We start from the raw sequence: 13,416 nt of genomic DNA on the forward strand, positions 1-13,416 counted from the left end.
TTAATATAGGAAAAGTAAAAAACTACCGACGTAGGAGGTTTTGTTCAACGGGATTCAGCTTGGAGACGGCGGGCATTCAGAGACGTTATCTTCCAGCCTACTACTTCCTTCTTAAAGATACTTATTTTTATAGGTACTCGGTACTGACCGCTGTATCCAAGGTGATGTTAGGCACATGTTATTTTTTAATTATTTCATTTGATATCAAGCTTTTCAAATAAATTTCAACAATCATAATTAGATTATTCTCCCATGCAATTAGCTCGCTATTAGAAAAATTATCTAAAAATGCTGACGCAATTAAAGATGCGCTTGGACTTTCTTCATACTTTGTAACCAATAAAACATATGTCTTGACATCTTCGTGATTTGTTTGAGCCTTTGCCAAAGCATAATAAAAACGACCATTTTTATTTGGTTGTGGAAATTTATCCCTAATTTTTTGACGATCTAATTCTTCTTTTCTTAACTGGGGTTCTTCCAATCTACTTGTAGTCGGAATTTCAATCAATTCTTCAAAATCATCTTCAATTTCACTATTATCAATTGTTTTTGCATTTGAACAGTTATCATTTAAATATTTAGTGAATTCAAATCTTTCTTTATAGGATTCATTTTTGTAAAGTAAAATATCCTGCCTTAATTCTGACTTTTCTAATAGATTAAGCGTTGATTTGCTTAGATTTTCATCATAAACCCAATTAATATTTTGATTTTGTATATCGGTAAGATAGCTTTTAATTCTTTCAGACAAAGTGGTTTGATGATGATAATTTAATTTCAGAAATTCTTCAAATGTTTTTTCCAACACAGAATAAGCATATGCTTTTTTTTCCCCCAGAGTTGCTTCAAAAACTTCCCTGTCTACATTTTGACTAAATGCCAAATGCGAAAACGAAAATATCATTAGGATGAGGCAAATTTTCATGATTTTAAGTTGTTCATAATTGTGCCTAACGGTCTGCGGCTAAGAAACGTGGGGCATTTCGAAGCGATTATCAGTCAGTTTTAGTTGAAGTTAGTTCGAGGAACAAATCTTTCCGGCACCAATGACTGCCCCATGTTTTCTTAGGTGCTGTTACCAGCAGTTTATATTTCAATTATGTATATGTGATTTTCCCAGACTTGAATTTCAAAGTTACTATAGTTTTTAGGGTCTAACCATAAATTTTCATTCACCTTTTTAAGTCTTGTGTTAGTTTTACTTTTACTTTCTCAAGTAAGTGCTCTGTGTAAGGTAATCGTTGACAATAAAGTCTTCCCTTTCCTTTTTTGTATTCGGGATGTTCTTTCTTGAAATCTAAGAAATCTGTATATACCCCCATAGCGTTTGGCGCACCAAGAAAAAGGTTTTTCAAATCGTCAAACATTGATTTTACTTCAATTAAGTCTATTTTTTTGTTTGATTTTATACTTAGTTTAATGGTTTTTCCATCATTGTCTAATTTCTCAGAATATCTAAAAGTTTCAGCGTTTCTTTCTAAAATATTGTTCAATTTCTTTAAGGTCTGATAATATTTATTGAACTCATCTTTATCTTCTTTAAAAGCGTTTACTTGTTTATGAAGTCTATAAAAGAATATTTTAAATTCAGATGATAGAGCAACTAAGTCGTGGCTTTTTTAAAAGATGGGGCCAATTATCAAACTTCGTAAGTTGCTTGGATTTTACATATTGCTCAAAGAACTTGATGTTTTCTTTTAGAGCCAATTCAATTGCGTGTGAGATTGTAAAAAGAAAGGGTTGAGCAATTTCGTCAAAACGTCTATGAGTTTTGGGATATTCATCAAATAAAAAGTCAACCATTCTCTCATACTGTCCCCAGATTTGAATGTTATTATATGTTTGTCCAATATAGGTTATAAATCTATCTCGCTCAGTCTTATTGATCATTTCAGCCCTTCTTAATTAAAGTAGTTCATAACATCTTGATTCCAAACAAAGAAGTTAACTGCTAAATCACAGAAATCATCTTGTCCGAGTTCAATATCATTATTGTCTTTACTGTCAAATTGAAATATTTTAATTCTTTTTCCTACTTTCCTAGCTTCAGGATCTTTCACTTGGAATTGAACTCGATTAGTTAATTCATCTTTTGTGTAAAATCTAATCGCTCCATCACAATGATTTATTTTTCCTGAAGCTTTATCAAATATGGCGTGAAAATACCTGCTGGATTGAATACCATTATATTCAAGTTTAGGAACCTCTTCACAAGTGAAGTGTATCGTATTATCTTTCTTAGGTGACCACACATAATCAGTAAATCCAGCTTTCTCATACTCTTTTTCGTTGAACCATTGTCCGAAATCATCAAACCTTAGGGCTCTAAGTCTATCCCAATCCAAAGGTTTTCCATGTACATGCATTTTATACATCATTGGATTGTATTGATCCTTAGGAATCTCTTTTAATGGGTCTAAACGAATTTTAAAATTTAAATTATTCTGGATTTGTTGTTTAAATATGGCCTGTGATAGCCAATAGCTAGAGTTTTCCCCTTCATTTAATGGACAAATCATGTAAACCATATCATTTAACATAATATTGTAATTAGATAGGTTAAATACGTCCATTTTCACCAATTGATTATCGTTTATTTCAACTTCAATCAAGTTTGAAGAATCGTATGGGGCTTGCCTTTTTGTTATTTCAGTAAGCTTCTCTTTGCGTTGTTCGTTAATTTGTATTTGCAATATATGGACTAGAAAATGAACTTTTCTAGCAGTTTCTTTATCTTCTTGCCTACCAATCATTTCATTTATGTGGTAATTATCTACAAATTTTTCTAATTCATCAGGGTCAAGATATTTAATATCACTAAGTACATTTTGATATTCTTCATGCTCATTGTTGTCTAATATCTCGAACACCTCATACATCGGGTCCTCCAATGAGCCACAGAAAAATTTTAAAGATTTAAGTTTACTCATATTCTATTGCTGGTAACGTGTTTCAGCTTGGAGACGGCGGGCTTTCTGAGACGTTCACTTCCAGCCTACTCCTAACTTCTTAAAGATACTGATTTTCATATTTAATCGAAACCGACCGCTGTATCCAAGGTGATGTTGTGGTGTCGTTTTATTCTTTTTCTCCTAATTATCTTTCCCCTGTTATCAAGCATTATATCGAATCCCTAATAATCCCATTTAACAGGCTTCAATTACATTCAGTTGGCTCTATTTACGTTTCCCGTTTATTGTTAATTATATAAAAATAAAAAAGTGGTTTTTTATCATTAAATCGCAATCGATTCAAAGGATTCTTCCATTCTTATGGAAAGATTTTATTTATTCTTATTCATTCTCCCAATTCTCTATTTTGTCTAAGACAATTTCAAATTCACCTTTTTTGTCTGTCCCAAAATATTCTTTTTCATAAATTATGAGATCGTTTTCAAATTTTAGTGGCTTTATAAATCCTTTCTCCGCCTTTGAAATTTTGGCAAACTTTCTTGTTTTTAAGTCCACCAACGTTAGAGCAGTAATAGGCCCTTTTTGGTAATCAGTCGTCAGCCATTCTTGTAGTGCCAAATACTTTGATTCAGGATGCCATTTAAATTCAAAACCAAAAATCCTGTTCTTTACCAACTCTCTATCCAACATCAGTTTATAATAGGTTGGTCCAAATCTGATTTCTCCTTCAAAAATGAAATCAAATCCGTGAACCTTTCCTGGTGATTTATATGCTCCAATTTTATCGTTCATCCTTCTGTTTAAAATGCACCACAACTCGTTTATATGCGCAGTTTTATTGCACAATATAATCGTATTTTGTTGACTTGGTGTAGTTTTATTTCGCTTTATATTTTTATATCCATGTCCTCTATTGGACTCCGGATCTCTTTAATTTCCCGGTTACTTACATGCGTATAAATTTCTGTCGTTCTACTGCTTTGATGCCCCAGTAGCTCTTGTATATACCGTATATCCGTCCTCCCTTCATGTAGATGAGTGGCATAGGAATGCCGTAACCAATGCGGAGTAACCGGCTTTTTAATACCAGCTTTTTCCACAGCGCCTCTTAATACTTCTGCCAGGCTCTTGGCACTGTATTGACCTCCACCCCTTCCCTCGATCAGATATTTTTTGGTACATAAGCTTTTAAATATTCCCTATACAGACCATGTAACATCTCAGGAAATCGCACAATCCTATCTTTTTGCCTTTCCCATTTTTAACCAAAATAACACCCCTTTCGTGCTGAACATGCATTACCTGCAGGTTTAACAACTCACCCCTTCTCAATCCACATGAATAGAGCAGCACCAACATAAAACGATGCTTCAGGTTAGTTAAGGCCTGCAAAATATTCATTATCTCTTCCCTACTTAGTACATTAGGCAGACTTTTGGCTTGCTTAGGACGCTTGATAATATCAGGGTTTAATACCCTCTCTTCCAAAATATTGAAATACAACTTCACCCCATTGATCACCTGAGATTGGTAGGAAACTGAATACTTTCTTCTGATGATGTAATCCCTATTAAAAACCTCCAAATCCTCATTGGTAATAGCACTCGGCAACTTGTTATCCAAAAACCTGAAAAATAACGCCACTGCTTCGGAATAGGTCTTAATCGTGGATTCGGAATAACGCCTGTTTCTAAGCCATTCTTTAAACCGCTGGATCTCTGCTTGTAAGAAAACATTTAATACCGGTAAGTCAGGATTCTTTTCAGGCAAATCTACCTTCTGAATCTGGCTGTAGTCCAGCCAAATCTTTTTCTCTTTAAAATACTGTAATAATTCAGACACCTGAGTAGGTGTATAAGGAACGGCCCAAACCCGCTCTTTGAGGTACCACTTACATTCCGGAAATCCTTTAACGGTTTCTTTTAACTCGAAATCATAGGGGAATTCCAGCCGTATAACATGCAGCTTTTGAAACCTATCGTTTTTCAAAATAATGGTCTTACGCATACGGTTGAAAAAAATATTTACCACAAGATACAAAATTTCAGGATTATACAGATCATCGACCCCTCGTAGCTTTGCCTATTTCACTTGCTATGGCTTTCGCCTCTACCAATTGTAAAATTCCTCCCTTGGCGAAGTCCCAGCAACTTTAATGTCTGCTGTTTAATTCCTTCAAGTACATTTTAAAAGCTTATAATTTAGTTAAATGTTTTAAAGTCAGTCCCCTGGTTAAATATTCTCAAAATTATCAGAAAATAGCCTTTTAGAAATTGTATTGGGAAAAATGAGGAATGAAACTTTACGTGTTTTTGATGTATTGAATTTTCGAACTTTCCCTTAAATTACGAACTGGTATTTAAGGGAAAACAACATTATGAAAACAACCTTGATAATACCTCTCACCAATTAATCAAAAATGAAATATTTATATTTGAGCGCTTTTTTACTTCTTTTTTCTATGTGTAAGAATCCTGAAAAGGAACAGCACTTTACAATAAAGGACCTGGATGTCAATATAGATTTTGCTGTTAAGCAATCCATCCTTATGGGAGATTTGTTAGCGGACAGTACCAATATATTCCCCAGAACAGCTGACGAGAATGGAAACCTTCTTACCATTGGTGGTTATTGGTGGACGACAGGCTTTTTTCCTGGATCATTATGGCTCTTGTATGCTGAAACAAAAGACGAAAATTTAAAAACCCTGGCTGATAAGCTTTCATCTGAGTTAGCACCACTACAATTTTCAACTGATAATCATGATATTGGATGGATAATCAATAGTAGCTTTGGTAATTCCTATCGGATAAATGAAAATAGGCACGATGCGGATGTGATTTTACAAACGGCAAAATCATTAATTACCAGATATAGCTCCACAGTTGGTAGCATTCGATCATGGGATAAGTCGGATCGGAGTGAAAAAAACGGATGGGATTTCATAGTGAACATAGACAATATGATGAACCTGGAGTTGCTAACAACGGCTTATAGGATCAGCAGCGACGCTGTGTTTTTACAAATTGCGATCGAACACGCAGATAAAACATTGAAGAATCATTTTCGGTCGGATAATAGCTCCTACCACGTAGTTGATTACGATACCTTGACAGGTGAGGCACGAAAAAAACAAACAGTTCAGGGATATGCGGATGATTCATCTTGGGCACGAGGTCAGGCATGGGGATTATATGGGTTTACCATGATGTATCGCGAAACTGGAAAACAACGCTACTTAGATCAAGCAAAGCTGATTGCTGAATTCATAGTAAATCATCCCCGCTTGCCTAATGACAAAATTCCGTACTGGGATTTTGATGCACCCGATATCCCAAATGCCAACAAAGATGCCTCCGCTGCTGCAATTATTTGTTCTGCCTTGATTGAGTTGAGCCAATATGTTGACAATAGATTATCGGCAAAATACATGTCCGTTGCTAAACAGCAATTAAAAAGCCTTTCATCACCAGCTTATCAGGCAAAGCTTGGTGAAAACGCTTGTTTTATCCTTAAACACAGTGTTGGTGCATTCCCTGCAAATTCAGAAGTTGATGTTCCGCTCATATATGCAGACTATTATTATGTTGAAGCAATGATTCGTTTGAAAAACATTTATTTAAGGAACTTGAAATAATCGACAAGTCCGATTGAAGTTTAACTATGTGGAATCCCTGTTAAATCACAGCGGTTTTACCACAAAAATTCTTGGAACTATAAGCCTCTAATCCCCTACTTATTCTTAGTAAATGGGTAGCTGATTTGTTGCCAGAAAGTTTTGGGGAATTTCTCCATACCCTCAAAGCCAAGGTCGATGTCCCTGCCGTTATGAGGAATATAGGCAGTACCAAAGAGGTAATCCCAAATACTTAGGGTTAGCCCGTAATTGACTCCATATCGCCCTTTGGGCAGCACTTTGGCATGATGCCAGATATGCATGATGGGATTATTGAACAAATATTTGAACGGGCCATAGCTTATCTTTAGGTTGGCATGGTTTAAATGCCCAATGGCGGTTGCAAAAATATGGACAATAAAAAAATCCGTCAAGCCAAAGCCTATCATGGCCAAGGGTAAGTATTGGGCGGTTTTATACAGTATGGTCTCCATCCAATGAAACCTCAAATGAGCGGCAAAGCCCATTTGCTCTACCGAATGGTGTACCTTATGAAATTCCCAGAATGCAGGAACCCTATGCAAAAGCCGGTGTACATTCCATTGAATAAAATCAGCTATTATGAAAAGGGTTAAAAACTGTGTCCAAACAGGCCAGGTATCAATTTCTATGGCCACTACATTTTCAATTCCAAAAAGTGCCAGAAAATCATTAAAGGCCTCCACGGCTACATTTGAAATCGCATTAAAAGCGATCAAAGAGAAAAGGAAGAAATTAAAAAACATATAAAAGCCATCCAACCAGAAATCCTTTCGGAACACAGCTTGCTCTTTTCTCCAGGGATACACCAATTCCAATAGCCACACAAACAAGGATAGCCCTACCAACCACCAGAAATAATTTTCCCAGGAAGGGTACATGATCTCATTGACCAGGTAATTAAAATACCCATAATAGGCATCCCCAATTATCTTAATATATTTCTCCATTTACTTACCTCAAAATTTCCCTAAACTCCTTCGTCAATCAATACCTTTTTATAATTCTTAAGCCAACCGAAATCACCTAAAGAACAAAGTCCTCAAAATCCAGAATTCCCTTTTCTTGACTTACAGAATGATAACCCCATTTTTTTAATTTGGTTTATACGGCTATAAACTAAGCCCATGCGCCACATTTTCATTGTCAAAATTATCTTTTTAATTGCTGTAAGCTGGTGACATTGGTTACACTTTCGCCATTTTCTCATTATTTAAGGGGCAATTCCATCAATACGAAGCATAAAATTGTTATTATTAACTAGTAGAAACAGACATTTAATTATTCAGGCATGTATTTTAGTACGGACAGCAAGCAAATTCCAAAGGCCAAAGTACCCCAGGGTGACCTGAGAGACAAATGGTCCAATTTTAAAGACCAGGCAAAGCTCATCAGTCCCAATAATCGAAACAAATATCACGTCATTATTGTAGGCACCGGACTATCCGGAGCTTCCGCCGCAGCATCCCTTGCTGAATTGGGCTACAATGTTTCTGTATTTTGCTTTCAGGATTCCCCCAGAAGGGCACATTCAGTGGCGGCCCAGGGAGGGGTGAATGCGATGAAAAATTATAAAAATGATGGTGACAGTGTACATCGGATGTTTTATGACACACTGAAAGGAGGCGATTTCAGAGCCCGGGAGGCAAATGTCTACCGATTGGCGGAATGTTCTGCAAGTTTGATCGACCAGGCAGTAGCGCAAGGTGTTCCTTTTGCCAGGGAATACAGCGGTTACCTGAGCAACCGCTCCTTTGGAGGGGTACAGGTAAGCCGTACTTTTTATGCCAGAGGACAAACCGGCCAACAATTGCTACTGGGCGCTTACCAGGCCATGATGCGGCAAGTAAAAGCCAAAAAAGTCACCAGCTATACCAGGCATGAAATGCTGGATCTCGTTTTAATCAATGGGGTAGCCAAAGGCATTATCGCCAGAAACCTGGACACGGGAGAAATCACCCGACATACAGCCAATGCAGTTGTATTGGCTACAGGTGGTTTTGGGAAAATCTATTATTTGTCCACCCTGGCCATGGGCTGCAACGGCTCAGCCATATGGCGGGCCCATAAAAAAGGCGCATGGACGGCTTGCCCCAGTTGGACCCAAATTCACCCTACTTGCCTGCCTCAATCCGGCTCCTATCAATCTAAACTTACACTGATGTCAGAATCCCTACGGAATGATGGCAGAATATGGGTGCCTTTGAAAAAAAATGAGGACAGAAAGGCTGTTGATATTCCTGAAGAAGAAAGGGATTATTACCTGGAACGCAGGTATCCTTCATTTGGCAATCTCGCCCCCAGGGACATTGCTTCGCGGGCTGCCAAAGAAAGGATTGATGCAGGACATGGTGTAGGTTCCTTGAAAAATGCTGTTTACCTTGATTTTAAAGATGCCCTGGCCAAGCAAGGGAAGGCAGCCATTGCTAAGAAGTATGGGAATTTATTCGACATGTATGAAAAAATTACCGGCATCAATGCTTATAAGGAACCCATGAAAATTTCTCCCGCCGCCCATTTTTCCATGGGAGGCCTTTGGGTGGATTACGAGTTAAGCACCAATATCCCGGGACTTTTTAGTATTGGAGAATCCAATTTCTCAGACCATGGCGCCAATCGACTGGGGGCCAATTCCCTGTTACAAGCTTGTGTAGACGGTTACTATATCCTGCCTCAAACCCTCCCCCATTACCTTGCCCAATCCGGGAAGCCCGAAACCATAAACAGTGACGACCCTGCCTTTCTGGAAAGTGAGCTTCAGGTCAAACAGCAACTTGAGAATTTTGGCAAAATTAATGGACACAAAACTGTGGATTATTTCCATAGAGAGTTGGGGAAAATCCTGTATGACAAATGTGGGTTAACACGCACAGAGAAAGGTTTAACCCTGGCCATTGAGGCCATCAAAAATTTAAGGGATTCCTTCTATAAAGACCTAAAAATCCCCATGAAAACCGACGGCATCAATGAAGAGCTGGAAAAAGCAGGCCGGGTAGCCGATTATCTTGAAATAGGAGAACTTATGTGCATCGATGCACTGAGCAGGGAAGAGTCTTGTGGAGCCCATTTCAGGATGGAACACCAAACGAATGATGGAGAAGCCATCCGGAACGACGAGGAGTTTAACTTTATTTCTTGTTGGCAAAAATCAGACAAAGCCCCCGTATTGATTAAAGAGGTGCTCAATTTTGAATTTACTAAACCTACAGAAAGGAGCTATAAATAATGGATTTCAAACTAAAAATATGGAGACAAGAACAGGCTGCAGTGAGTGGAAAAATGATGGCTTACACTGTTAAAGACATTTCTCCCGACATGTCCTTTTTGGAAATGTTAGATCAACTCAACGAAAATCTGATTCTCAGCGGACAAAACCCCATTTCATTCGATTCTGATTGTCGGGAGGGTATTTGCGGTCAATGTGGCCTATTTATCAACGGAAGAGCACATGGCCCAAGAGGACATACCAGTACTTGTCAGCTGCACATGCGCTCTTTTCAAGATGGTGAAACCATTTACATTGAACCTTTCAGGGCTGGCCCATTTCCAATAAAAAAGACCTGAAAGTGGATAGGAGTGCCTTGGATGAAATCATTGTTTCGGGAGGCTATATAGGTGTGAATACTGGACAAGCGCCCGAAGCCAACCAAACATTAATCAGTAGTGATACGGTAGAAGGGGCATTTGATGCGGCTTCCTGTATTGGCTGCGGGGCTTGCGTTGCCTCCTGCAAAAACGGAAGCGCCTCACTGTTCACCGCTGCCAAAATCAGTCATTTGGCACAATTACCGCAAGGCAAAATAGAGCACCATAAAAGAACAAATGACATGGTAAATAAAATGGATGAATTGGGTTTTGGTGCCTGCTCCAATACAGGAGCTTGCGAGGTAGAATGCCCACAGGGGATTTCCATCAGTCACATTGCTTTCATGAACAAGTCTTTCTTCAAATAACCTACTTCCCTATGAATATTGCTGCAATCGATATTGGCACAAATAGTATCCACATGATCATTGTCAAGGTGCAATCTAGAACCCATTTTGACATCCTTATGCAGGAAAAAAGCATGGTTAAACTTGGTGTGGGTGTATTTGCCAATAAAGAACTCAGCAAAGAAGCCATGGACTTGGGTGTGGCCACAGTCCAAAGGTATGTTCAGTTGGCAGATCAATATGGGGTAGATGACATTATAGTATCCGCCACAAGTGCGACCAGGGAAGCGAAAAATGGCCGAGAGTTTTTGGACAGATTAATTCATGAGGCAGGAGTTTCACCTCAGTTAATTTCTGGAAAGGAGGAAGCCAAATTAATTTTTCTTGCCGTTAGAGAAGCGATCGCTATTAAAAATGAAAAGTTATTGGTCATCGACATTGGGGGAGGAAGTACTGAGGCCGTCATCGGTGATCAAAATCAAATATTTTATGGCAATTCCATGAAACTGGGCGTTTTGCGTTTATGGGATTTTATTGGTAACCAAACGAAGATAAACGGCAAGACCCAAAAAGAGCTAAAAGCACACATAAAACAAGCGGCTAGTGCTGTAGTAGAAAAAATAAATCAGACCGGATTTGATAGGGTAATCGGCACCTCTGGAACGATACGTGCACTGGCTGAAGCCTGCCTGATAAAGGCTGACAATCTAGCTCCTGAAATAGTCAATGCTGAGACTGTAAAATTAAAAGACCTGATCAAGCTAAGAGATCGCTTGCTGGATGCAAGCCCCGAAGAACGCAGCGAAATCCCTGGAATAAACAGCAACCGGGCAGATGCTATCCACCTTGGAGCACTCCTACTAGTAGAGATATTAACCCAAATTAATGCCTCAGTTATTACCATTTCAGACGCCTCACTTAGGGATGGAATGATTATTAACTACTTAGAAAAACATGGGATACTCATTGAAGAAGTAAGTCAAGGCAAAAGCCTTAAAGAGAAAAGTTGTATCCGTTTGGCGATAAAGTACGATACAGACCTGATGGAGAAAAGGCATGTCATGAAAATTGCGCTACAATTGTTTGACCAGCTCAAACACCTTCATGAAGCGGATGATTATGAAAGAGACCTGATCTCCCATGCGGCACTTATCTATGACATTGGCTTATTTGTAGCCTTTCAGGATTATCACAAACATTCCAGGTACTTAATCAAAAACAGTCAACTCAGGGGTTTCACCAATGACGAGGTTTTTTATTGGGACACCTGGCAAGGTACCACAGGAAAAAAGGCCCTGGGAAAAGCCAAAAAAAATACCGGAAACTGGAGAAACCCCAGAAGAAAACGCTTAAGCTTTTGGCAGGAATTCTTAGGATTGCAATAGGCCTGGACAAAACAAAAAACCAATGGGTGCGAAATATTAACTGTGAAGAGAAGGCCAACTTATTGGAAATAAAGGTTTTTGGTGAAGAAAACATGGACCTTGAAATCTGGGAAGCCCAGCGCTATGCAGACACCTTGGCGAAGTATTTAAAAAAGGAAATTGTATTAATGGTTGGGTAAGAATAAATACCCAAGTGATAAAGATCATGAAATAGCCATTAAAACAACACGTAATTTATATTCAGTTGTGATCCGCTGACAGGAAAGGTCAGTTCGATGGAAAGTCAGCTTATTCTGATAATTTATTAGTATCTCGATTTAGAAGTGATATCATCTTAAAAAATTGGCGATTCATCCCTTCTACCCCTCTTTTGGGTACTGCTATAATGGGCGATTTCAACTTCAAACTATCAATGAATTGTTTGAAGTAATTTTTAGCAAGCAATACATTTTAAGCTCTTATTGGAACAATACGGGCTCCGTTTAATTTATATTGCGGATAGATAATTATAAATGGGTATGGACATTAAGAAAAACCTTACAATTTTACAATGGCTCCCCAATTATAAGCGGACAAATTTATTTGGGGATGTATCAGCAGGACTTATAGTAGGGGTTTTACTTGTACCTCAGGGCATGGCCTATGCGATGTTGGCAGGACTGAATCCAATTCATGGGTTATATGCTGTTACTTTACCTTTACTTGTGTATGCGCTCTTGGGAAGTTCCAGGCAATTGGCCGTAGGCCCAGGGGCAATGGTATCCTTACTAGTAGGGGCAGGTATAAGTAGTTTGTCCCCTGATAGCTACCTGTCCTATTTATATTATACCATCACCCTAGCCTTTCTGGTTGGTTTGATTCAGTTTTCGATGGGTGTTTTTAAGCTGGGTTTTGTAGTCAATTTTCTTTCCCAACCGGTAATAAAAGGATTTACTTCCGCCGCTGCCTTTATTATAGGTTTCGGTCAGGTCAAAAACTTATTGAAGCTTAGCTTCCCCAACAGCAATCATATCCAAACCATCTTTAGCGGGATCTTTTCAACAATTGACCAAACCCATTGGTTGACAATGGGCATTGGGTTGGCAGGAATAGTAATCATCAAATACGCAAAGAAAATACATCCTGCTATTCCTGGATCATTGATTGCAGTTGTCCTCAGTATTGTTTTGGTAAAATTCATGGGACTCTCCGATAAAGGAGTACTTGTTTTGGGAGAAGTTCCTGGTGGATTGCCGGGTTTTTCGCTACCCACTTTTGAAATGAACATATGGCTGAGCTTATTCCCGATTGCCCTCACCATTTCTTTGGTAGGCTTTGCAGAGAGTTTTTCAATTGGCAAGACCTTGCAGGCCCGACATAAAAATTATCACATCAATGCAAACAAGGAACTCATCGCTTTGGGAATGGCCAATATTAGTGCTTCATTTATCAGGGGCTTCCCGGTCACTGGCGGTCTTTCAAGGTCAGCAGTAAATGATCAGTCAGGAGCTAAAACACCTTTATCTTCCATCATCAGTGCTGGATTAATT

Annotated in this window: 13 protein-coding genes and 1 pseudogene; 6 read left to right on the plus strand and 8 right to left on the minus strand. The window is 38.5% G+C overall.

The window, feature by feature from the left end:
* Positions 1-178: 178 nt before the first annotated feature.
* The 7 genes from ADICYQ_RS02520 to ADICYQ_RS02545 form a co-directional block, all read right to left on the minus strand.
* Positions 179-928, minus strand: a complete 750-nt coding sequence (locus ADICYQ_RS02520) for a hypothetical protein (RefSeq protein WP_146948171.1) — start codon at positions 926-928, stop codon at positions 179-181.
* A 247-nt stretch (positions 929-1,175) separates the two neighbouring features.
* Complete coding sequence (locus ADICYQ_RS02525; RefSeq protein WP_020894011.1) at positions 1,176-1,496, minus strand: hypothetical protein; 321 nt, start codon at positions 1,494-1,496, stop codon at positions 1,176-1,178.
* A gap of 94 nt (positions 1,497-1,590) precedes the next feature.
* The gene (locus ADICYQ_RS02530; RefSeq protein WP_040414178.1) at positions 1,591-1,893 is read right to left on the minus strand and encodes a hypothetical protein; all 303 of its coding nucleotides are present in this window, start codon (positions 1,891-1,893) and stop codon (positions 1,591-1,593) included.
* A gap of 11 nt (positions 1,894-1,904) precedes the next feature.
* Entirely contained in the window at positions 1,905-2,933 is a 1,029-nt protein-coding gene (locus tag ADICYQ_RS02535) for a hypothetical protein (protein ID WP_146948169.1), read from the minus strand.
* A 363-nt stretch (positions 2,934-3,296) separates the two neighbouring features.
* Entirely contained in the window at positions 3,297-3,707 is a 411-nt protein-coding gene (locus ADICYQ_RS02540) for a hypothetical protein (protein ID WP_020894014.1), read from the minus strand.
* Positions 3,708-3,802: 95 nt separating this feature from the next.
* Complete coding sequence (locus ADICYQ_RS29505; protein WP_316929255.1) at positions 3,803-4,111, minus strand: tyrosine-type recombinase/integrase; 309 nt, start codon at positions 4,109-4,111, stop codon at positions 3,803-3,805.
* On the minus strand, positions 4,104-4,922 hold the full coding sequence (locus tag ADICYQ_RS02545; protein ID WP_020894015.1) for a tyrosine-type recombinase/integrase: 819 nt from the start codon (positions 4,920-4,922) through the stop codon (positions 4,104-4,106). The genes ADICYQ_RS29505 and ADICYQ_RS02545 overlap by 8 nt, the downstream gene beginning before the upstream one ends.
* 454 nt (positions 4,923-5,376) lie before the next feature.
* On the opposite strand from ADICYQ_RS02545, the gene ADICYQ_RS02550 reads away from it, so the two are divergent.
* Positions 5,377-6,552: a glycoside hydrolase family 88 protein gene (locus ADICYQ_RS02550; RefSeq protein WP_020894016.1), complete on the plus strand. Its 1,176-nt coding sequence runs from the start codon at positions 5,377-5,379 to the stop codon at positions 6,550-6,552.
* Between the two features lie 95 nt (positions 6,553-6,647).
* Here the strand turns inward: ADICYQ_RS02550 and ADICYQ_RS02555 are convergent, their stop codons facing one another.
* Positions 6,648-7,520: a sterol desaturase family protein gene (locus ADICYQ_RS02555; protein WP_020894017.1), complete on the minus strand. Its 873-nt coding sequence runs from the start codon at positions 7,518-7,520 to the stop codon at positions 6,648-6,650.
* A 341-nt stretch (positions 7,521-7,861) separates the two neighbouring features.
* Between ADICYQ_RS02555 and ADICYQ_RS02560 the strand changes: the two genes are divergently transcribed.
* From ADICYQ_RS02560 to ADICYQ_RS02575, 5 genes and pseudogenes are all read left to right on the plus strand, one after another.
* Entirely contained in the window at positions 7,862-9,796 is a 1,935-nt protein-coding gene (locus ADICYQ_RS02560; protein ID WP_020894018.1) for a fumarate reductase/succinate dehydrogenase flavoprotein subunit, read from the plus strand.
* Positions 9,796-10,523: pseudogene (locus ADICYQ_RS02565) on the plus strand (succinate dehydrogenase/fumarate reductase iron-sulfur subunit). Before ADICYQ_RS02560 ends, ADICYQ_RS02565 begins: the two are co-directional and overlap by 1 nt.
* An 11-nt stretch (positions 10,524-10,534) precedes the next feature.
* The gene (locus ADICYQ_RS02570) at positions 10,535-11,887 is read left to right on the plus strand and encodes a Ppx/GppA phosphatase family protein (protein ID WP_235114297.1); all 1,353 of its coding nucleotides are present in this window, start codon (positions 10,535-10,537) and stop codon (positions 11,885-11,887) included.
* Positions 11,888-11,913: 26 nt separating this feature from the next.
* Positions 11,914-12,066 (plus strand): hypothetical protein, encoded by a 153-nt coding sequence (locus ADICYQ_RS28105; protein ID WP_235114299.1) that lies wholly within the window; start codon positions 11,914-11,916, stop codon positions 12,064-12,066.
* 339 nt (positions 12,067-12,405) lie between these two features.
* On the plus strand, positions 12,406-13,416 hold a 1,011-nt coding region (locus ADICYQ_RS02575), incomplete at its 3' end, for a SulP family inorganic anion transporter (RefSeq protein WP_040414184.1).

It is taken from the genome of Cyclobacterium qasimii M12-11B (genome assembly GCF_000427295.1).
GTDB lineage: Bacteria > Bacteroidota > Bacteroidia > Cytophagales > Cyclobacteriaceae > Cyclobacterium > Cyclobacterium qasimii.